The sequence below is a fragment of the Ornithinimicrobium ciconiae genome (genome assembly GCF_007197575.1).
In the GTDB taxonomy this organism is placed as follows: Bacteria; Actinomycetota; Actinomycetes; order Actinomycetales; family Dermatophilaceae; genus Ornithinicoccus; species Ornithinicoccus ciconiae.
Genome location: NZ_CP041616.1, coordinates 180834 through 200020, shown reverse-complemented (window position 1 = coordinate 200020; position 19187 = coordinate 180834). Strand labels below are relative to the sequence as shown.

The following is a 19187-nucleotide window of genomic DNA, read 5'->3' as shown; positions in this document are numbered from 1 at the left end:
ATTATTGACTAGTCCCTCTCGAGTACGCAGTGTCAGGGTGGTGACCGTGACTGACCTCGCACTGCATGCCGATGGCGTGACCCGCACTTTCCAGGTCCGCGGCGGACCCGACCGCACGGCCCTGGATCGCGTCGACCTCGAGCTGCCGGTCGGCGGGGTCCACGGGTTGCTCGGGCCCAACGGCGCCGGCAAGACGACTCTGTGCCGGATCGCGAGCACCGTCCTGACGCCGACGTCCGGCTCGATCACCGTCCATGGGTATGACGTGCTCGACGACGCGGAGCAGGTCCGGCGACTGATCGGGATCGTCTTCGGCGGTGACCGGGGCCTCTACGGCCGGCTCACCGCTCGGGAGAACCTGCAGTTCTGGTGCGCCATGAACGGAGTCCCGCGGCGGGACACCCCTGGACGGGTGGACGCCCTCCTCGACCGGTTGGGCTTGGGTTCTCGTGCTGCCGAGCTCGTCGAGACCTTCTCCCGCGGGATGAAACAACGTCTTCACCTCGCGCGTGGCCTGGTCGCCGACCCGCCGGTCCTGCTGCTCGACGAACCGACCGTCGGGATGGACCCGGTCTCGGCGCACGAGTTCCGCGCCCTGGTGGGCGAGTTGCGCAGCGAGGGTCGGACGGTCCTCCTGACTACCCACGACATGGCCGAGGCGCAGTCCCTGTGCGACACCGTCACCTTCATCGACGACGGCCGGATCGTCGGCAGCGGCACCCCTGCCACGCTCCGGGCACTGCGTGTAGAGGGCGGGGTGCGGGTCCGGGTGCACGACCTGGCGGAGGACGCGCACGAGGACCTGATGACCGCACTGCCGGAAGAGGTGAGCGGCGAGCACGACGCGCGGGCGCGGCATACTGACCTGGTGGTGGCGCCGGGCAGCGTGGCCGAGGTGGTCGATGCGGTCGTGCGGCAGGGTCACGTCTCGGTGACGACCGGGCCGCCGAGTCTCGAGGACGTCTATCTCGGGCTGCTCGGACGGCGCGAGGGCACGGACCGTGGGATGGCTGTCTGATGGGGCTCGACGTCTTTGTCGCCGGCTGGCGGATGCAGCTGCAGAGCATGCGGAACAACCCGGACTGGTTCCTCGCCCTGATCCTTGCGCCGTTGCAGACCGTCGTCTTCGTGACGATCTTCCAGCATGCTGGTCGGGGTGACCTGACTTCCTACGGTGTGCTGGCCCCAGCGCTGATCGCGCTGTGGGGCATGTCGTTGCAGACCTCCGGTGAGCTGATCACCCGGGAGCGGGAGAACGGCTCCCTCGAAGGTCTGCTGGCCGCGCCGGGCCGTTTCGACCTGCTCATGCTCGGCCGGACCAGCGTCGTGACCGGCCTATCGCTGATGGCTTTCGTGGAGTGCTGGCTGGTCGGGTGGCTCCTCACCGGTGACCTGCTCGTGATCGCCCATCCCGCGCTGTTCACGGCCGCGGTGGTGGTGACCGCCGTGGCCATGACCGGCTGGGCGGGTGTGATGGCCTCGGTCTTCGTCCTCGCCCGCTCCGCCCGCACCTTCCAGAACTCGCTGAGCTACCCCTTCTACGTGCTCGGCGGCGTGCTGGTCCCGGTGGCGCTGCTTCCCGAGTGGCTCCAGCCTCTGACCCGGCTGGTCTTCCTGTCCTGGTCCTCCGACCTCTTCCGCGACAGCCTGGCGGCGCAGCCGGTCGAAGATCCGCTGCTGCGCCTGGCCGCGATCGTCGTGCTGGGCGCCGCCGGGTACGTCCTGAGCCACCGGCTCCTTCACCGAGCCCTGCGCAGGGCCCGCACCACGGGGAGCCTGGCACATGCCTGAGGTCACGACATACCCCGGATCACGCCGTACGAGCCCTGGGCGGGTCAACCACGCCCGTGTGGTCGCGGCGGCCGCCCGCGGCGCCCTGGCCGACATGCGCACGATCTACACACCGTTCACCTGGACTGTGGGCTGGCTTGGCCGGATCATCATGCAGGTCATCTTCTTCGCGCTCATCGGCACGCTGCTCGGCAGCCGGGAGGCGGTGGTCTACCTCTTCATCGGTCAAGCAGTGATGGCGACCGTCACCGAATGCTTCATGGCGATCCCGTCCACCACGTGGGAGCGCCGCGCCGGCACCCTCGCACTGCTGATCGCGGCGCCGGGCCCGTTGTGGCCGGTCTTCGTCGGACGGTCGTTGCAGTGGCTGCCCAGCGGCGTGGCGACCGGGACGATCGTGCTGCTGGCCGTCGGCCCGTTCTTCGGCGTGACCTGGTCGCCGTGGGCAGCGCTCTTGCTCGTGCCGGCCCTAGCCGTGGTCGCGGCCTCGATGTATGCCGTGGCGCTCACCCTCTCCGCGGTGGTCCTGCGAGGGCCGCGCTGGCGCAACGTGGTGTCGAACGTCTCGAGCCTGGTCGTGATGTTGCTCAGCGGCGCCACCGTCCCGGTCACGATGTGGCCGTCCTGGCTCCAGGCCGTCGGTCAGGTGCTTCCCGTCACGCACGCGCTCGAGGCGATCAGACTCCTCCAAGAGCAGGGTGTCGTCGGTGCGGCCTGGCCGCTGCTGGGGCTCGCACTGCTGCTCGGATTGGGTTGGTTCGTGCTCGCAGCCGCAGCATTCACCCTCTTCGGGAAGGCCGGACGCCGAGCCGGGACGATTGACTTCGACGAGTGACGGAACGGGACGCCAAGTCTCGTCTCAGAACTCTCGGCTGCGTCGTCCCAGACTGGGGAGCTGGTCAGCAGCTACCGCCAGCCCTGACCCGTGGACACACGAATCTGACGCTCGGCGCGGTACTTGCACAGCCCGCGCCGGCATGCCCAGATCGTGCAAGATTGACCGGGCTAGGCGTGCAACCTTCGCTGCACCTCGACACTAGCCCAGCCTGCTGTTGCGGACTTTGACCCCCGAGACGATGACGGCGGCGACCGCAAAGACCACGACGCAGGTGATGAGAGTGCCGCGGTCCCCGGCCACGCCAATGAGAACACCGCCAGCGACGGCACCGACAGCTGCCAACGTGCGGTTGATGGAGCGTCGCGCGCCGTTGACCCGACCCAGGAGTTCGTCGGGGGTGAGGGTTTGCCACAGGCCCATCTCGTTGGAGTTCTCCAGGCCTGCTGACAGACCCAGCACGGCCAGGCCTGCGAACATCAGGATGCGTCCCAGGTCGTCGGGGCCGGCGAAGGCAGGTAGGAGCCAGGCCAGGGGGTATGCCGCTCTGGCCAGCAGCACCACCCGTCCAGAACCCAGCCGGCTGCCCGCGACTGGGGCTAGCAGGGCCCCGACCAGCATCGCCACCCCGAACAAGGTGAACAGCAGTCCGTAGGCCGCTGCCGAGAAGTCCAGGCTGCGCAGCGCGAGCAGCGAGAGTGCGGTCATCGCGGCACCATTGGCCAGGAACCACACATGGGTCGAGACGGCGAGCCGCCCAAGCACCGCGTGTTGGTAGGTCCACCTCAACCCCTCCACGACCTCCGCCCGCAGGTTGCGGCCCACCCGAGACCGTCGGGGCTCATCGAGTTTGATCGAGGCCACGAGCAGGGCCTCGAGCAGGAACCCGACGGCCTGGACCGCGATCGTCAGCGGGGCACCCACCACCCCTATCAGTGCACCTCCGAGGGCCGGGCCGGCCGTCTGAGCAGTCGCGTCGGTCTGGTCGATCCGCGCGTTGGCTATCACCAGCCTGTTCCGGGGAACCAACCGCGGCAGCAAGGACTGCGTCGCCGCGAAACCAAAGACCGAGAAGGAGCCGAACGCCAGCAGGACCAGGACCAGCACCCAAGGCTGCAGCAGTCCGAGCAGGCCCAGGACGGGCACGAGCCCGAGCGTCACGGCTCGGCCCACACTGGACCACACCAGCACCGGCTTGCGTCGCCAGCGATCCACGTACGCGCCGGCGAGCAGTCCCAGCACCGCGTACGGGATCAGCTGTGCTGCGTTGACCAGCCCGACCTCGACCGCCGACGCATTCAAGTACTGAATCACCAGGACCGGCATCGCCACCGCTGTGACAGCACCACCAAACGAACTGATCGCCGCGCCCGTCCAGTACCGGCCGAACCCGGCCCCCTTCGGCATCAACGCCTGATCTCGGCGAACACCCGGACGAGGGGGCGTCATACAGGCATCCGCTGCAAGTCCTACCGCGCGAGGGTCACTGCAGCGTCGACGACGGGCGCGTAGCGGTTCGAACGAGCCGTGTCCCAGAGCCCCAGCAGGTGGAATGTTGCGATGCGGAAGGTGAGGGCACGCACCACCAGCTGCGACCACTCAGGCACGCCCGCACCGAGCTCGGCGACAGCCTCAACCGGGGTGCCGTGCCAGCACAGGGCGTCCACCACAGCAATAGCGCTGCCGAGGCCGGCTGGGCGCCAGTAGGGAGCCCAGTCGATGATGGTGGGGGGATGGCCCTCAGCGAAGAGGACGTTGCCGAGCAGGTCGCCGTGGATGACTTGGGAAGGGGACTCCACCGGACGAAACTGGGCAGCCAGGCGATCGAGCACCGGGTCCGTGGGCAAGGGTCGTTCCTCCCAGGACATGCGATCCGCCAGAGCCCACGGGTCGTCCGAGGTGTCGAGGAAGCGCGGCCGGGGGAGCTCAGCAACCGCACCGTGGAACGCTGCACCAGCTCGCAGGACGTCTGAGATTCGGGTCTCATCGGCGGCACCAGGAACCCATTGCAGGGCCTCCCAACCGTCCACCACCCAGGCTCCGGAGACTGCCCTGATCGGCCGAGGGGTACGAAACTCCAGGGTGTGCTCGAGATCGTGAAGGACCTCCGCACGCCAGTCCGCTTCGCTGCCACCTGCGGTAGGCCGCAGGACGACGTCCCCCGCCCTCCACGTCCGGCCCCGGCCCCCCTCCAGCCTCTCGCAGCTCGCAAAGTCGGCGCCGAAAGCCTGGAACACCTGGCTCGAAGGTTCCCCTGGCGACATCACAGCCCGATCGTATCCACGTAGCGATCGACCTCATCGGGCGCGCCCTCACCCAACCCGACGTGACCAACCGAGCTTCGACGACCTCGCTGCACTTAGGGGCAAGCAGCGGTGGTCCACTTCCGAGGACGCGGTAGGCGATCCGGGCGCCGGCCATCTCGAGGAACTCCACCCCCAGGACCTCCCTCTTGCTCTGTGGTCTAGCTGTTCCGTCGGTAGTACACGCCACGGCCGATGACAGCGAGACCCTTCGCGGTTTCCTCCGTGCTCGTCACTGTGGTTGACGCTCTCACCGCAGTGCCGCTGTCAAGGTGTGACTGCATCATTTGTTGGATTGCGTCGCGGGCCTTGATGACCGCACCCGCTTCATCGTGGATGCTTGCGATGGGCTCGATCCATACCTCGGTGGAGGCAGCCAAAGTGTCGTGCAAGAACACAGGGAGGAACTCGTGGTGCTGGGCGAGAATTAGCGCTGCAACGTCGTCGGGAAGACGGTGGTAGGTGCCGGGGAGGCATTACGGAACCGTTCCCACTTTCCGTGATGACACCGGATGCCACGGCCGCCGAATCGTACTGGGCCTCCGCGTCTGACAGCGGGTTTTGGCCGGGCTGGTTGGTGGGCCAGATAAGGATCACGGACTCCATATCGAGTAAGTGTAGGTGCGACCCCAACCGCTGTGGTTCCGCAGGCCAGGCGGCTCCTGACTGTGCCGTGTTCTACTCGTCTGGTGGACCCGATGCCGGTGGAACCATACGATTCGGGACAGCTGACCCTTCGTGACGGTGCGCAGATCTACTGGGAGGTCTCGGGCAACCCCGAGGGTGTGCCGTTGCTCTGGCTGCACGGGGGGCCCGGAACTGGCCTGGGGTCCGGGGGGTACAAGCGTCAGCCGGATCCCGACAAATGGCTCATCGTGGGCCTGGACCAGCGAGCCTGTGGCCGGAGCAGTCCTTTGGCCACCGAGGATGGCTTCGACCTGGAGACCCTGCGCGTGCCGAACCTGGTCGCCGACCTGGAGGAGCTCCGCGAGCACCTGGCTATCGACCGTTGGCTCATCGTCGGTGGCTCGTTCGGAAGCACCCTGGCCCTCGCCTACGGGCAGGCCCATCCCGACCGCGTCATCGCATTCGTCCTGATGGCAGTCGCCGACGGCAGCCGCGACTACGTCGAGTGGATCAGCGAGGACGTCAGACGGATCTTTCCAGAGGCATGGGCCGACTTCGAGCGCGGTGCGCAGTGTCGCGGCGGCGAGCGGTTGCTGGATGCCTACGTTCGGCAGCTCACCGACCCGGACCCGGCAGTGCGCCAGAGTGCGGCGCTGAACTGGTGCACGTGGGAGGACGCCCACATGCAGCTGCCGGGAGGCCTCGAACCGGGACTGGTGCTCAAGAACGCTCAGTGGCGCGAGGTGTACGCGCTGCAGGTTGCCTGGGCGTGGTCCACCCAGTTCACCCTTCCGGAGGGCGGTGTGCAGGCAGGATTGAGTCGCATCGCACACCTACCGGCGGTATTGGTGCACGGTCGTCTCGACGTCTCCGGGCCGGTCGCAGGTGCTTGGAGGCTGAACCAGGACTGGCCATCGAGCCGACTCGTGGTGATCGAAGACGAAGGCCACGGTGGCCCACAGATGACTGCCACCTGGCGAGCCGCACTCGAAGAGCTCTACCCTCTGGCAACCCAGACCCGATAAGTCCAGGCCGGCGGGTTCGTCCCGCGCGCAGCACATGCCGGTGCGGCGCGCTACTTTGCACAGAACGTGCCGGCAGGCCCCGATCGTGCAGGATTCGCCGGGCCGGCCGGGCAAAGTTGACTGCATCTCGACAGCCGTCTTTGTCGAGATGCTGTCGAGATGCAGCGAATCGTTCACAAACGACCTTCGTATGAATCAATAGGCACATGTAATGCCCAGCATCACGTCTAGTGATGTGGGTTGCTGGCCCGTGCTGCCAAAGCGCATGAGTGGACGGAAGCGCTGAGCGGACACCCCACGGCTGACATTCCAACTGGGGGCGAGCGGCGCGGTGCACGCAAGGCGAGTCATCACACCGCGAGCTCGACCAGAGCCAACCTTGCCCGATTCCGGGTTAGCACCCTTGAAGCGCCCCAGGTTCTCTGCCGCTCTCATGCGGGCTGCGGCTCGGGGTTGAGGGCAGCATAGTGGGCTTGCTCGTACTCGATGGGTGGGACGTTGCCCAGCGTCGAGTGGAGCCTGCGGTTGTTGTACCAGTCGACCCAGCCAGCGGTGGCGTACTCGACGTCAGCGAGGGTCTTGTAGGGGCCTTCGTGAAATACGGTGGTGCGGATGCACTCGGCCTTGTAGAGGCCGTTGATCGTCTCCATCAGTGCGTTGTCGTACGCGTCGCCGACGGTCCCGATCGAGGGCCGGATCTCCTCCAACGCGAGGTGCTCGGTGAGGCGGATCGAGGTGTACTGGCTGCCCGCATCACTGTGATGGATCAGCTCTCCTGGGACGGCGGGGTGGCCGTCGCGGTCGCGTTGCCACAGGGCCATCCGCAGCGGGATCATGACCAGGTCGGTGGCCTTGGAGGTCGAGGCGTGCCAGGCCACGATCCGCTGGGAGAACACGTCCAGGATGAACGCGACGTAGACGAACCCGGCCCAGGTCCTGGCGTAGGTAAAGTCCGTCACCCAGACCAGGTTGGGCGCGTCCGCGGTGAAGTCACGATTGAGCAGGTCACCGGCCCGGGTACCGTCCTTGGCCGGGATCGTGGTCCTGATGCCCTTGTCACGTCGTACCCCGACCAGCCCCAGGGTGGTCATGGCCCGGTCCACGGCCCCAGCAGAGACTTCGGGCATCACGGCGCGGCGCAGGTAGGCGGTCATCTTCCGACGCCCGTACAAGCCCTCTGGGGTCAGCTTGCGTCGGCCGTGCTGGTCGGTGGTCCAGGCGGTGTCGCGCACCGCGTTCACGACTTGGGCGTCGGTGAGGGTCCGGGAGGCCACGACCCGACCAGTCTGCTTCCAGGACCGGTAGGTCCGCGCGGCGACCTGGCAGCCCTGCTCACGCAGCACTGCACAGACCGACTCGACCGCGTGGTCCTGGGCTCTCATGGTGTCGATGAATCCCATGATCAGCGGTTGCGGGGGTCGAGTTCCCCGGCAAAGAAAACCGTCGCGGCCTTCAAGATCGCGTTGTCCTCTTCCAGCCGGCGGACCTTGGCTCGCAGCGTCTTGATCTGCTCCAGCTCCTCGGTCGTGGTTCCCTGGCGCTGGCCGTCATCGACCTGGGCCTGGACCACCCAGCGGCGCACGGACTCCTTCCCGACGCCGAGCTGCTTGGCCACCACGGCCGAGGCTGCGGTCACCGAGGGGTACTCGCCGAGGTGGTCGTTGACCAGACGCACAGCGCGGGCCTTCAACTCTGGATCGATTCTCTTGGGCATGGTGCTCATCCTCCTGGACTCATACAGGAGCGGCATCAAACCTGGGGCGCTTCACCCTTGCCCGCGCAACTTGGCCCCACCTGCCCGTCGGGCCTTCAGTAAGAGCGTCAAGCAAGACGTCCCCGCTCCACCCCTCGAGCCCCAGCAAATGCTGACGACTCGCGGCCCGCCCTCGTGCGCTACAAGGGCAGCTGAAAGAGGGGGCGGCGTGGTCAGGGTGTGGACGTGGCTCACAGTGACGATCAGAGCCCTGTCGATGACGCCGAGCAGGCTGCGTGACGTGGTCGGCGTCCAAGCCGGGCTGGCTGGCGGCAGCAAACGACGGGGCGCGAGCACCGCAGGTGACTTCCCGGGACGCGCCCGACCAGGCGGGCTGGTTCTTCAACGAGTTCAAGCCCTCAGTCCTCCCTGGGCGGAGACAATCGTGCACCGAGGCAGCGGATGACCGCATAGGGTGAACGTCGATCTAGCCCAACCCCGGTAGGAGCCTCATGGCGCAGAAGGTGCAGACCATCCTTGTCTCGGACCTGTCCGGGACCGAACTCGGCGCGGACGGCCAGACCGTCACGTTCGGCTTCCTCGGAGTGGACTACGAGATCGACCTCTCCCAGACAGAAGCAGACGAGTTCGCCGACACGATCCAGAAGTACGTGAACGCCGCCCGCCGCATCGGTGGTCGCCGCCGGGCCGGCAGCGGCGGCAGCACCCCCCGTGACCCCTCCCAGACCAAAGCCATCAAGTCATGGCTGGACGACCAGGGCATCGACTACCCCAAGCGTGGTCGACTGCCCCAAGACCTGATCGACCAGTGGGAAACCGCCCACAAGGCCTGAGCACACGACGTCACAGCCCCGAACCCCCGGCCGTTGGGGGCTCACTCCCAGAGCTGAGCGCCACCTCACCTCCGACATCCTCGGATCGGGCCGAGCCCGCGTCCATTCTATGGCCGCACCCACCACGGATAACGCCAGTGACCAGCGCCCCCGCCTGCCCAGGGTCGGTACATCGCTGTACCGCCGATGTGCGGATGTTGACCGCAGCCACTTCGAACCGCCGAATCCTCGAATACTTAGCGGGCTCTAGCGTCGTCGAGATCTGCCTTGGTCAGGACCGAGATGGTCCTCAGGCCGATCTCATGGAGGGCGTTCTTGCCTGGCTCGGAGCGGTCGATCGCGCAGACCACATCGTTGACCGTTGCGCCGAGCTCGCGCAGCGACTCAGCAGCTTGGCGGACTGCTCCGCCGGTGGTGATGATGTCTTCGATCAGGGTCACCCTCCGGCCTGCGAAGTCGCCGCCCTCGGCGATCTTGCAGGTGCCGTAGGTCTTGGCTTCCTTGCGAACGAAGATGACTGGGAGCCCGGTCAGAGCGCTGAGCCGGGTAGCGATCGGGATACCACCCAGCTCGAGCCCCCCGAGCGCTTCCGTGTCGCCAGGCAGGAAAGGCGCCATGGCTTCGGTCACTCTACCCAGCAGCACGGGGTCGGACTCGAAACGGTACTTGTCGAAGTACTCGGACGAGGTGAGTCCGCTGCGCAGCGTGAATTCTCCCTGGATGCGGCAAACGGCGTCGATGGCAACGGCCAGCCCACGGGCATCGGTCCTCATGAACCCTGATCCTGCCATCGCACCAATCCACACCACTGGCCCAGGTGCGCAGCGCGCCCGAGGGATCTACGTTGATGGGTCATCGGATGCAAGCCGGCTGAAGACGACCAGGTCGACAGGCCCTGCGTGCGTCACCCCCGCCTGCCGCAAGACCCCTTCCTCGGTAAACCCGGCCGCCCGTGCGGTGCGCAGAGAGGCGTCGTTGCCAGCGGCGGCCCGTAGCTCGATCCGGCTCATGCCCTGGGCCAGCGCCCACGTCGACAAGAGCTGGGTGGCCCGGACGGCCAGACCCTGACCGCGCCCCCAGGGGGCGACCATGTAACTGATCTCCACCGACGGCACTCTCCAGTCGGCCTTGCGGAGGTCGATCGTTCCATGGAAGCGGCCCCGAACGGTGATGGCACGGACGAGCCCGGCTCCCGACTCCTGCTGCGCAGGCGCCCACTCCTCGACGAACCAGCGTGCATGGGCGTCCAGGTACGGGCTGGGCAACGGCAGCCAGCGCCGAACATCAGGGTCGTTGCAGGTCTGGACGAGGTCACCGACATCGTCAGCCACTAGACCGCGAAGAACAAAACCCGCGCCCGGCACCTCCGCGTCGTCAAATCCGCCCATGGACGTAGCCTCCCAGGAGCGCGCACATCTGGTTCCCCTCGATCGTATCCATGAGCTGTTGCTCGCTCCACGGACCAGCGCAAGATCTACCAAGGCCTCCCACCGCGAGGTGCGACACCGCGGCCACCGGTGCGTGACCCCTGGACGACTGCCCAGCGCCTTGGTTCACTACGCAGATGAACGTGGCACAGATCAACCTTCTCTGCGCAGACCCCGGAGCGAGCCGTCGCTTCTACGAGGCGCTGGACCTCACCTTCCGGTCTATCAGTCCTCCGGGCCGAGACGAGGCCGCGTACCTGTCGGACTCCGGAGGGACCACGCTCGCTCTGCACTCCCTCGGCTTCGCCCGGTGGTGGGACCCCTCGACGCCCGGGCTCGCTCCCGGAGCCGCCGTACTCGACTTCGACGTGCCGAAAGGGCGCACGGTCGATGAGGTGCTTCACCATCTCGCGACGGTCGGCGGCACGGTGGCAAAGAAGCCCGAAGATATGGAGTTCGGGGAACGGTACGCCATCGTCACCGACCCCGACGGCCACCGCCTGGGACTTCGCCAGCCGATCCGAACCTGACCCGCCCGAACCCGCGGATGCCTCCGGGCCCGACCGTCATCTGCGGCCCACACCGGCATATCGCGCATGCGCCGCGGTGAGCCTTCTGCGCTAACTGCTGGCTGGATGACGGACCCGCGCTGGCTAGGCGAGGGGCTGGCGTCCGGCTTCTCCTCCGTCAACCGACAGGGAGCATTCAAGCCGGACCGGGAGGGCCAAAGCCACGGCGCGCATCTGCCGCCCAGGGGTCCTTAACCCGGGTGAGACTCACCTACGACTGGAGCACACCGCCCGAGAACGTCGAGGGGTATGGCGTGCACGCCACCGTCGAACGCGGTTTGGCCGCCTCGCTTGCCTGTTTCACGCACTTGCGGGACTCGCCCGAGCCGCCTGGCGTTGTCACTGCTGGCCTCTCCTGCAAAGGTTGGGTCATGGCCGAAGGTAACCAGTTGCTCCTCTGGCGCGCACTCCACGAACGTGCCCGAGATGCCTACGACGCCGCGGCAGCCAGCTGCTCCAAGCCCCAGAACGAGACACCTGCGGGAGTGTGGACCGCTGCCGAGGTGATGGAACATGTGCAGTCTGAGCACAGCACGGAGGAGGGTAGGAGCACCGACGATCTCGTCCAGCTGCAGATGCTGACCCTCGACCTGTCCGTTCACAGTTGGGACCTCACCCGATCTCAGGGAGCAGACGCCCCGCTGGATGACGAACTTTGCCGCCAGTTGCACGACGCCTTCGCCCTGTACACGGACCTCATGGCCCGCGACGGAGCGTTTGCTCCTCCTGTCCCCGTCGGGGCTCACGCGTCACCAGTCGCGCGCCTGGTCGCTCTCTGCGGGCGCGACCCTGAGTGGGGCCCCTCGGCCGACGCGTAACGCGTCCCTTGCCGCACGACCGTCAGGCGCTGCCGGCCAAACTTCAGTCGGCGCTGCGATCCGTCGTCTGAACTCATCATTCTGCTCCTGACGCGCTCAGTAACGGTGGATCTCCATACCCTCCGAGTTGGACGGTTCTTCCATCAACGAGGCGAGGTGCTGGTTGCCTTCCGTAGTCACTGGGTGAGCGAATCGCGCGCCACTTGCCGTGCGGTCTTGGACGCGATTGGAGGCCACCTCGAGGGAAGCGGTCAACGTGTGCAGAAGGACGGGCGCTCCGATCGCTGATGCGCGTTCGACGACCCAGCTGCGACGAGCCACTGACCAACTGTTCCAGTCCAGGATGACGTCAACACCGGCCACGAGGATCTGCTCGGCGATCGTCCAGATCACCTCACGTACCTCAGCTGCCTTCTCGCCATAATCGACGGACTCAAAATTGAGGTCGGGATGCAGACGCAGCATCAACTCGTCGAGGGTGAAGCGAACGCCGCAGCCGCCGCTGCTGAGCTCGCGAGCCAGAGTGGTCTTGCCCGAGCCCGCGAGCCCATAGAAGAGATGCACGCTTCCAACAGCCATGCCGAGAACCCTAGGATGCTGGGCACCAGACGCACTACTTTGCCGCGTGGAGGACGGCTACGCTCGTCCGACTTTGCCGCGTGGTGCCGAGGTCGTGGAGTCGAATTGCGTTGCGGGTCCGGGTCTGGCCGCCCAGACTCTTCGCGTGCTTTCTGATGAGCGTCTTCACGACATGGCTCAGGCCCTGGTCACGGTGCGCGGCGTCCAGGCCGTCGTGCTCGGCGGCAGCCGTGCCCGAGGAACGCATCATCGAGGCTCCGACGTCGACCTAGGCCTCTACTACGACCACGAGCGATTGGACCTTCACGCGCTCTCCCGGGTTGCCGAACGCTTCTCCGACACCGGGGCCGTACAGGTCAGCGGCCCGGGCGACTGGGGGCCCTGGGTCGACGGTGGCGGGTGGCTCACCGTGGACGACACGGCAGTCGACTGGATCCTGCGCGACATCTCCCGGGTTCGGCAACAGTGCGACCGTGCCGTCCAAGGTGCCTACGCGTTCCACGCCCAGCCCGGCCACCCGCTGGGCTTCCTCGACGTCAGCTACGCCGGCGAGGTAGCCACCTGCCGTCCGCTGGCCGACCCGACTGGCGTCGTCAAGGAACTTCGTGCACGTGTCCAGCCATATCCCTCGGCCCTGCGGGAGTCGCTGGTGGGAAACCTGTGGCAGGCCGGCTTCCTCGTCGACGCCGCAGGGAAGGGAACCGCCAAGCAAGACATCGCCTACGTCCTGCTGTGCTGCTCGACGGCCCTGATGCTGTGCGCCCACGCCTGGCACGCCGCAGCTGGAAGTTGGCCGACAAACGAGAAGGGCTTGGTCGTCGACGTGGGCCTCCTCGACGTCGACAGCCACGACTTCGCCGCACGCGCCGCACAGTCTCTCGTCGCCGCAGGCACCACCCAGGAAGCGCTAGTGCTCCTCGTGGGCGGTGTGAAAGAAGTTGTCAACGACACCGTGACCCGGCTCCGGGAACAGACCTGACCAAACGAACTGATTTGCCGCTCCCGGTTGAGGCGCACGCAGAAGGGGTACGTGTTGAAACCAGTGGCACTTCTGGTGCCTTGATCACGCACAATGAACCCCATGCCCCGCCTGAGACTGGAAGAGATCTGGCCCCCGTTCGCCCTTCGTGTGGAGACGGAGGACTTGGTCCTGACAGCGGTGCGCGAGGCGGACATCCCCGAGCTGGTCGACCTCGTCCTCGACGGGATACACGACCCGGCGCACATGCCCTTCCTCTTCCCGTGGACCGATGCGCCGGAAAATGAGCTGCCGGCGAACTACGTCCGCTACGTCAGCCGTGTGTTGGCTACCCAGTCGGCGCAGTCTCTGAGCCTGCAACTCGTCGTCCGTCAGGCCGGGCACGTCGTAGGCATCCAGGCGCTGGAGGGCGAGGACTTCCACGTGACGCGCACCCTCGAGACCGGATCATGGCTAGCGCGCCGCTTCCACGGTCAAGGCATCGGCACCCGAATGCGGCAGGCCGTCTGCGCCCTAGCCTTCGACCACCTCGGGGCGCACCGCATCACCTCCTCCGCCTTCCTCGACAACCCCTCCTCACTAGCTGTGAGCCGCAAGGTCGGTTACCGACCCAACGGCCGTCAGTGGGTAGTCCGGCGAGGTACGGCAGCCGAGCAAGAGCGGCTCCTACTCTCCCCAGAAACCTTCGTGCGCGGGGCTCCCATCGATGTCGCTGGCGCACCCCAACTAAAGGCGTTCCTCGGCGTGACCTGACCCAGCGACTTCACGCTCATGCCGCGCTGAGGACGCTAGCCTGCGGCGCGTCCGATCATGCCGCGAGGCGCACCAAGTTGACGAACTTCGGTTCCTGCAGAAGAACTTTGATGGTGCACGGTTTGCCTGGACGGCGCCGTGCTGTCTCCTCTGCATCTCGTCACCAGGCGGGCCGCCAGGTCAGCACCGTCAGGAAATGTAGACCGGCTCGTCAGACACGGACACGTTAAACGAGGGGCCGGGTTCTTGCTCCCCTCCCCAGGACTCCCCCTCAGTGTCAGGGTCGAAGTACCAGTAGTCGACCACGAGCCATCGCTGCTCGCCTACCGGCAGGTCGAAGGCCTGCTCGACTACAGCTCCACTGTCGGAGACCACGGTGAGCGTGTGCGACCCCGGTGCCACGTCGACGCCGAACAAGGTGACCGCATGCTGACCCTCGACCGCGAATACCTCATCGAACAGGGCCACACCGTCAAGAGTCGCGCTCAGATTCACGTCCGGGTCGTCGAAAGACTGATTGCTGACCCTCACGATCAGCGGTTGCACTGCCTTCTCCCACGACTCTCCAGGAGAGACTTTCTGGACCGCGAAGGCGCCCGCAGGGCTACCGGTGGCCGTCGGGACGTTCTCGTCCGCGACGGTCTGCACTACCGGGTCGGAGATGTTCGCGGACTGCGGGGCGTCGCACCCGACCACGAAGATGAGGATGCCAGCAACACCCAGGACGCAAGGAACGCGCACGTTCGCCGTCACGCAGCTCCCCTCCTATCGCTGTGGGGGTTCGCGAACTCAGACGCCCATCCGGCTGCAATGGTTCCCCAGGAAGCTGAAGGACGCACGTAGCCTGCGCCACGATCAAGAGAACGCCCGCGGGCGACGTGCGCATCAGTTGTGCGCGCTCATGCCGCACTGAGCGTGGCCGCACGCTACTGCCGCACTGAGCGTGGCCGCACGCTACTGCCGCACTGAGCGTGGCCGCACGCTACTGCCGCACTGAGCGTGGCCGCACGCTACTGCCGCACTGAGCGTGGCCGCACGCTACTGCCGCACTGAGCGTGGCCGCACGCTACTGCCGCACTGAGCGTGGCCGCACGCTACTGCCGCACTGAGCGTGGCCGCACGCTACTGCCGCACCTCGGGAGTCTCACCTTGTCGCGAAATACTCATCGGCCGGGGGTGGGCAGCCTGCTGACCGTCTCCCACTCGCCATCAACGAAGGAGACCAGGAGCGGCGTGATCGCCGAGGGCGCACGTCATCCCAGGCCGGTCACCGGGTTTGGAGCTTCTTGCGCTGGCGTCCTTGCGTGTCGAAGTTGGCAGGGTTGAGCCACGTCTCGAAAGCAGCGCGAACGGCAGGCCACTCCTTCTCAGTAAGGGCGAACCACGCCGTGTCGCGATTGCGGCCCTTGTACACAAGCGCCTGGCGAAAGGTCCCTTCGTATGTGAACCCTAATCGTTCGGCAGCCTTCCGTGACGGTTCGTTGAGGCTGTCGCATTTCCACTCGTAGCGCCGGTATCCCAGGTCCTCGAAGACGTAGCGCATGAGGAGAAACTGCGCCTCGGTCGCCGCCGCTGTGCGTTGCAGGACATGAGACAAGACAATAGAGCCGACTTCGATGACTCCATTAGCCGGGTCATGGCGCATGAGCGCGAGGGTGCCGAGTGCCCTACCAGTTGCTGCGTCGGTGAGGGCGTAGTGCCGAGGATCGGGGCTATCGGCGGCAGCGACCGACCACTGGTAGTAGCTTTCAAACGATAGAAACGGTCCGAAAGCCATGTAGGTCCAAGCACGGTCATCGCTAGCCGACGCGTATGCGGCATACAAATCCACCGCGTGTCGGTCTGGGTCGAGACGTTCGAGTGCGCAGAACCTCCCGCTCAGCACATCCGCCGATGGGAGGGGGGCCGATGCCCAGCCAGGCACAGGGTCGCCGACGGGCTGATCGAACTCGTTCATCCTGGGCAAGGAAGATCCTTCCGGTGCGAGGGTATGCCAGGAGCGCCTGGCTGCCGATTCTAGGCTCGAGGGTGCACGCTCCTGCCGCACTGAGCGTGGCCGCACGCTACTGCCGCACTGAGGGCGGCTACGCTCGCCCGGATCTGCCGCGATCTGCAAGTCGGACAGTCCGTCCGAGAGGGTTGGACCGTTCTACGTCGAGGCGTTCGGCGCAGTCCTATGCCAGCAGGTTTCCTCGTCGTTGGACCAGAGGACGCTGAAGCCCGCCTTGGCGGCAACCGTCTCGGAGGCGCGATTGCCCGGCTCGATCCGCGCAAGTACCTGCAGAAAGCCGGCCGCCAGAGCAGCCTCAGTGAGTCCGATCAGCGCGGCGGTTGCCAGTCCTCGTCCGCGATGATTGGGGTGGATCAGGTACGAGACATGGGCCGCGGCCTCGCTGGGGGCGCAGTCGTGCAGGTATGCCGACCCCACTACCGTGTCGGCCACGGGCAGGGTCACCGCGTAGTGGAACGTGGTCCCTGCAGCGCGAGATCTAATGGCTCGCCGCACGAACTTGGTCGCCTGCGCCGCGTCGTACGGTTGCGGAACTTCGACGTATTGGGCCGACAGCGGATCACCGTAGATCGCGGTCAGAGCTTCAACGTCACCTGCGCACCACGGCCGCAGCACCACCGTGCCGGTGGCGATCACAGACTCCGGCTCGATCCGCACGACTACATGCTAGGAGCAACCACCAGGCATCTTGTGCGGCGACCGCGCTGATCTGCCGCGCTGCGCGTCCTGACGAAGTTGCTCGCGAAGGTCGCCATCCAGTGTGATGGGGGCGTGACCAACGTCGAGCAGGTGGCATCGGTATCGCGGCTCACGCCCGACGAGGTGGCCTGCCACGTTCATGACCTGGTACGGCTGCAGCGAAGCGCGTACGCGGTGGAGGCGGAGTTGATCGGTGACGACCGCATTCCTCCTCTGACTGAGACCGCCGAGGAGTTGCTGTCCTCCGGTCTCACTTGGCACGTCCTCCGCATGGACGGTGAGATCGTGGCCGCGTTGGCCCTCATCGAAGAGGACGGACTCATCGACATTGATCGGCTCATGGTCTCGCCGCAGCGGCATCGACATGGGTTGGCCAAAACACTCATCGGATCACTGCCCGCCGGCCCCGCAGTGGTGTCGACCGGTCGGGACAACACGCCGGCACGGCGGCTGTACGAGGCGCTGGGCTTCACCCATGCTGAGGACCAGGAAGTCATCCCCGGCTTGTGGGTCAGCTCCTATCGCCGTCGCTCGAGCGGGCTAGCACCAACGCACTGAACATGCAACTGCCGCCGGTCGTGTTTGATGAGCACGAGTTCATTTGCGTCCCCGGCCCCAGCCGGCGCCTGCCCGTAGGCTTGTCACGTGAAGCCCGGACCGACGTGCTGGCTCTCGCCTAGCGTCGCTGTGCGGGAGTCTCAGATCGAGGGCACTGGCTTGTTCGCAGTACGACCCATACCCGCCGGTGCGTTGGTCTCCCGGCTAGGAGGGCGCTTGGTCTCCACCGAGCAGTTGCACCGACTGTTCGATGAGAGCGAGGAGTACGTCGACACGATCACGGTCGCAGACGATCAGCACCTCGTACTGCCGTCTGGAGTTCTGAACCATCACGGCAATCACTCATGCAACCCGAACCTATGGTGGGTCGGCCCCTTCGACCTGGTGGCCCGTCGCGACATCCCAGCTGGTGAGGAAGTCACCAGCGACTATGCGGCCTCGACGACGGACCCCGACTTTCAAATGCAGTGCCGTTGCGGTGACGCGACCTGCCGAGGCACAGTGCGAGCGTCAGATGCATGGGCGCACCGCTTGGACGAGGTGTACCGGGGGCACATCGTGCCGGCCGTCGTGGCTATCGTGCGCCACAAGCGGACCACGTCCGACCACCAGCTCTCGGATGGATCCTGACCCCGGCGACGACGCATAGCGCATCGCCGGCATCCGCCCACGCCGCTGCCCGAGCATGACGCCTAGGCGTGGCGGAACTCGCGCGACGGGTCTGTCGGACCTTCCTGAGAGAGTGATCAGCGTCTCGGGCACGGGGCCCGAGTGGGGTAACGGAGGGACAATGGCGAACTTCAAGTTCGATAAGAATGGCATGGCTGACCTGGAGAGGGCGATAAGTCAAGACCTGAAGAGGGCAGAAGCGGAGGCGAACAAGGCGGCGGACAAGGAGTCGACGCCGGCTGGCAAGGCACGAGCGTTCGCCCGTGTACTGCGGAGGTACGGCGTCCAAGACGTGAACGAGAGGGAGCTCCGCCGCAAGTTCGGTGGGTGATCGTCCTCAACTAGGTTCATCGCGTCTTACCCACCTTGAACCGCCGCGTCAATGGAACAGTTCTAGGGCGAGCACCCCACTTTGCCTGGGCGCAGCGGGCCCTGTGCACATCCGCTACTGCCGCTGTCGGCGCGCCGCACCTACGCTTCTGCTGTGGAGCACTCCGACCTGTCTTTCGCCGTGAGCCCTCCAATCGATGACAGCGAACTGGACGCCTTGCATGCGGCCGCGTTCGGTGGTTCGCCGGTCGGGGCACCATGGCGTGCACGATTGGAGCGCCACAGCCTCTTCTGGGTGACGGCGCATCATGGAGACATCCTCGTGGGGTTCGTCAACGTCGTCGGCGACGGTGGAGCTCACGCCATCCTGCTGGACACGTGCGTTGCTCCAAGCCTCCAGGGTCGCGGCATTGGCGCACAGCTTGTCGCGCACGCGGCGCATGAAGCCCGTGACCGCGGCTGCCAATGGCTACACGCTGACTACGAGCCCCAACTGACCGACTTCTACGAGGCACGATGTGGCCTCCGCTCGACCGCCGCAGGGCTGCTCCGCCTCAAGCGATAACGCCCTGTTTTGCCGCGTGGAGGACGGCTACGCTCGTCCGACTTTGCCGCACTGAGGACGGCTACGCTCGTCCGAATCTGCCGCACTGAGGACGGCTACGCT

At 66.3% G+C, this 19187-nt stretch carries 22 protein-coding genes; 13 read left to right on the top strand and 9 right to left on the bottom strand.

Translation table 11 applies throughout. The features are described from left to right. Positions 1-46 precede the first annotated feature (46 nt). The 3 genes from FNH13_RS00990 to FNH13_RS00980 are packed head-to-tail and all read left to right on the top strand — an operon-like array spanning position 47 to position 2626. Positions 47-1018, top strand: a complete 972-nt coding sequence (locus FNH13_RS00990; protein ID WP_228266517.1) for an ABC transporter ATP-binding protein — start codon at positions 47-49, stop codon at positions 1016-1018. After that, positions 1018-1791, top strand: a complete 774-nt coding sequence (locus FNH13_RS00985; RefSeq protein WP_143781728.1) for an ABC transporter permease — start codon at positions 1018-1020, stop codon at positions 1789-1791. Before FNH13_RS00990 ends, FNH13_RS00985 begins: the two co-directional genes overlap by 1 nt. After that, positions 1784-2626 carry an ABC transporter permease gene (locus FNH13_RS00980; RefSeq protein WP_143781727.1) on the top strand — a complete coding sequence of 281 codons (843 nt, stop codon included), beginning with the start codon at positions 1784-1786 and terminating at the stop codon, positions 2624-2626. Before FNH13_RS00985 ends, FNH13_RS00980 begins: the two co-directional genes overlap by 8 nt. A gap of 201 nt (positions 2627-2827) precedes the next feature. Here FNH13_RS00980 and FNH13_RS00975 read toward each other — a convergent pair whose 3' ends face one another. Then, positions 2828-4033, bottom strand: a complete 1206-nt coding sequence (locus FNH13_RS00975; protein ID WP_143781726.1) for an MFS transporter — start codon at positions 4031-4033, stop codon at positions 2828-2830. A gap of 62 nt (positions 4034-4095) precedes the next feature. Further along, positions 4096-4425 (bottom strand): hypothetical protein, encoded by a 330-nt coding sequence (locus tag FNH13_RS00970; protein WP_143781725.1) that lies wholly within the window; start codon positions 4423-4425, stop codon positions 4096-4098. A gap of 1202 nt (positions 4426-5627) precedes the next feature. Between FNH13_RS00970 and FNH13_RS00965 the strand changes: the two genes are divergently transcribed. Next, complete coding sequence (locus tag FNH13_RS00965) at positions 5628-6581, top strand: alpha/beta fold hydrolase (RefSeq protein ID WP_143784877.1); 954 nt, start codon at positions 5628-5630, stop codon at positions 6579-6581. Between the two features lie 431 nt (positions 6582-7012). Here FNH13_RS00965 and FNH13_RS00960 read toward each other — a convergent pair. Beyond that, a protein-coding gene (locus FNH13_RS00960; protein WP_143781724.1) for an IS3 family transposase occupies positions 7013-8295 on the bottom strand; the annotation gives its coding sequence in 2 pieces (ribosomal slippage) (positions 7013-8022 and positions 8022-8295; 1284 coding nt in all). 491 nt (positions 8296-8786) lie between these two features. Here FNH13_RS00960 and FNH13_RS00955 point away from each other — a divergent pair. Continuing rightward, on the top strand, positions 8787-9128 hold the full coding sequence (locus tag FNH13_RS00955; RefSeq protein WP_143781723.1) for a histone-like nucleoid-structuring protein Lsr2: 342 nt from the start codon (positions 8787-8789) through the stop codon (positions 9126-9128). A gap of 236 nt (positions 9129-9364) precedes the next feature. Here FNH13_RS00955 and pyrE read toward each other — a convergent pair whose 3' ends face one another. Next, positions 9365-9901 carry an orotate phosphoribosyltransferase gene (gene pyrE, locus FNH13_RS00950; protein WP_143781722.1) on the bottom strand — a complete coding sequence of 179 codons (537 nt, stop codon included), beginning with the start codon at positions 9899-9901 and terminating at the stop codon, positions 9365-9367. A gap of 66 nt (positions 9902-9967) precedes the next feature. Then, positions 9968-10516 carry a GNAT family N-acetyltransferase gene (locus FNH13_RS00945; RefSeq protein WP_122263788.1) on the bottom strand — a complete coding sequence of 183 codons (549 nt, stop codon included), beginning with the start codon at positions 10514-10516 and terminating at the stop codon, positions 9968-9970. A gap of 176 nt (positions 10517-10692) precedes the next feature. On the opposite strand from FNH13_RS00945, the gene FNH13_RS00940 reads away from it, so the two are divergent. Together FNH13_RS00940 and FNH13_RS00935 are read left to right on the top strand one after the other, a co-directional pair. Then, complete coding sequence (locus tag FNH13_RS00940) at positions 10693-11085, top strand: VOC family protein (protein WP_122263789.1); 393 nt, start codon at positions 10693-10695, stop codon at positions 11083-11085. Positions 11086-11495: 410 nt separating this feature from the next. Then, entirely contained in the window at positions 11496-11942 is a 447-nt protein-coding gene (locus FNH13_RS00935; protein ID WP_143781721.1) for a DinB family protein, read from the top strand. Positions 11943-12038: 96 nt separating this feature from the next. Here the strand turns inward: FNH13_RS00935 and FNH13_RS00930 are convergent, their stop codons facing one another. After that, positions 12039-12521 carry an AAA family ATPase gene (locus tag FNH13_RS00930; protein WP_143781720.1) on the bottom strand — a complete coding sequence of 161 codons (483 nt, stop codon included), beginning with the start codon at positions 12519-12521 and terminating at the stop codon, positions 12039-12041. 145 nt (positions 12522-12666) lie between these two features. Between FNH13_RS00930 and FNH13_RS00925 the strand changes: the two genes are divergently transcribed. Together FNH13_RS00925 and FNH13_RS00920 are read left to right on the top strand one after the other, a co-directional pair. After that, entirely contained in the window at positions 12667-13500 is an 834-nt protein-coding gene (locus FNH13_RS00925; RefSeq protein ID WP_143781719.1) for a nucleotidyltransferase domain-containing protein, read from the top strand. Positions 13501-13602: 102 nt separating this feature from the next. Next, on the top strand, positions 13603-14253 hold the full coding sequence (locus FNH13_RS00920; RefSeq protein ID WP_143781718.1) for a GNAT family N-acetyltransferase: 651 nt from the start codon (positions 13603-13605) through the stop codon (positions 14251-14253). 189 nt (positions 14254-14442) lie between these two features. Here FNH13_RS00920 and FNH13_RS00915 read toward each other — a convergent pair whose 3' ends face one another. From FNH13_RS00915 to FNH13_RS00905, 3 genes are all read right to left on the bottom strand, one after another. Further along, entirely contained in the window at positions 14443-15006 is a 564-nt protein-coding gene (locus FNH13_RS00915; protein ID WP_143781717.1) for a hypothetical protein, read from the bottom strand. A 514-nt stretch (positions 15007-15520) separates the two neighbouring features. Further along, positions 15521-16210: a GNAT family N-acetyltransferase gene (locus FNH13_RS00910; protein ID WP_058890679.1), complete on the bottom strand. Its 690-nt coding sequence runs from the start codon at positions 16208-16210 to the stop codon at positions 15521-15523. Between the two features lie 192 nt (positions 16211-16402). Continuing rightward, complete coding sequence (locus FNH13_RS00905) at positions 16403-16921, bottom strand: GNAT family N-acetyltransferase (RefSeq protein WP_143781716.1); 519 nt, start codon at positions 16919-16921, stop codon at positions 16403-16405. Positions 16922-17035: 114 nt separating this feature from the next. Between FNH13_RS00905 and FNH13_RS00900 the strand changes: the two genes are divergently transcribed. The 4 genes from FNH13_RS00900 (at position 17036) to FNH13_RS00885 (ending at position 19085) form a co-directional block, all read left to right on the top strand. Further along, positions 17036-17521 carry a GNAT family N-acetyltransferase gene (locus FNH13_RS00900; RefSeq protein WP_165699965.1) on the top strand — a complete coding sequence of 162 codons (486 nt, stop codon included), beginning with the start codon at positions 17036-17038 and terminating at the stop codon, positions 17519-17521. Positions 17522-17608: 87 nt separating this feature from the next. Next, positions 17609-18151: an SET domain-containing protein gene (locus FNH13_RS00895; protein ID WP_143781714.1), complete on the top strand. Its 543-nt coding sequence runs from the start codon at positions 17609-17611 to the stop codon at positions 18149-18151. Positions 18152-18311: 160 nt separating this feature from the next. Continuing rightward, positions 18312-18521, top strand: a complete 210-nt coding sequence (locus tag FNH13_RS00890; RefSeq protein ID WP_143781713.1) for a hypothetical protein — start codon at positions 18312-18314, stop codon at positions 18519-18521. Positions 18522-18674: 153 nt separating this feature from the next. Beyond that, entirely contained in the window at positions 18675-19085 is a 411-nt protein-coding gene (locus FNH13_RS00885; protein WP_202878840.1) for a GNAT family N-acetyltransferase, read from the top strand. Positions 19086-19187: the final 102 nt, after the last annotated feature.

Coding starts and splice junctions, on each gene's coding strand:
- FNH13_RS00985 (WP_143781728.1), top strand. CDS start 1,018: ATGGGGCTCGACGTCTTTGTCGCCGGCTGGCGGATGCAGCTGCAGAGC.
- FNH13_RS00980 (WP_143781727.1), top strand. CDS start 1,784: ATGCCTGAGGTCACGACATACCCCGGATCACGCCGTACGAGCCCTGGG.
- FNH13_RS00975 (WP_143781726.1), bottom strand. CDS start 4,033: ATGCCGAAGGGGGCCGGGTTCGGCCGGTACTGGACGGGCGCGGCGATC.
- FNH13_RS00965 (WP_143784877.1), top strand. CDS start 5,628: ATGCCGGTGGAACCATACGATTCGGGACAGCTGACCCTTCGTGACGGT.
- FNH13_RS00955 (WP_143781723.1), top strand. CDS start 8,787: ATGGCGCAGAAGGTGCAGACCATCCTTGTCTCGGACCTGTCCGGGACC.
- pyrE (WP_143781722.1), bottom strand. CDS start 9,901: ATGAGGACCGATGCCCGTGGGCTGGCCGTTGCCATCGACGCCGTTTGC.
- FNH13_RS00945 (WP_122263788.1), bottom strand. CDS start 10,516: ATGGGCGGATTTGACGACGCGGAGGTGCCGGGCGCGGGTTTTGTTCTT.
- FNH13_RS00940 (WP_122263789.1), top strand. CDS start 10,693: ATGAACGTGGCACAGATCAACCTTCTCTGCGCAGACCCCGGAGCGAGC.
- FNH13_RS00935 (WP_143781721.1), top strand. CDS start 11,496: ATGGCCGAAGGTAACCAGTTGCTCCTCTGGCGCGCACTCCACGAACGT.
- FNH13_RS00930 (WP_143781720.1), bottom strand. CDS start 12,521: ATGGCTGTTGGAAGCGTGCATCTCTTCTATGGGCTCGCGGGCTCGGGC.
- FNH13_RS00920 (WP_143781718.1), top strand. CDS start 13,603: ATGCCCCGCCTGAGACTGGAAGAGATCTGGCCCCCGTTCGCCCTTCGT.
- FNH13_RS00910 (WP_058890679.1), bottom strand. CDS start 16,210: ATGAACGAGTTCGATCAGCCCGTCGGCGACCCTGTGCCTGGCTGGGCA.
- FNH13_RS00890 (WP_143781713.1), top strand. CDS start 18,312: ATGGCGAACTTCAAGTTCGATAAGAATGGCATGGCTGACCTGGAGAGG.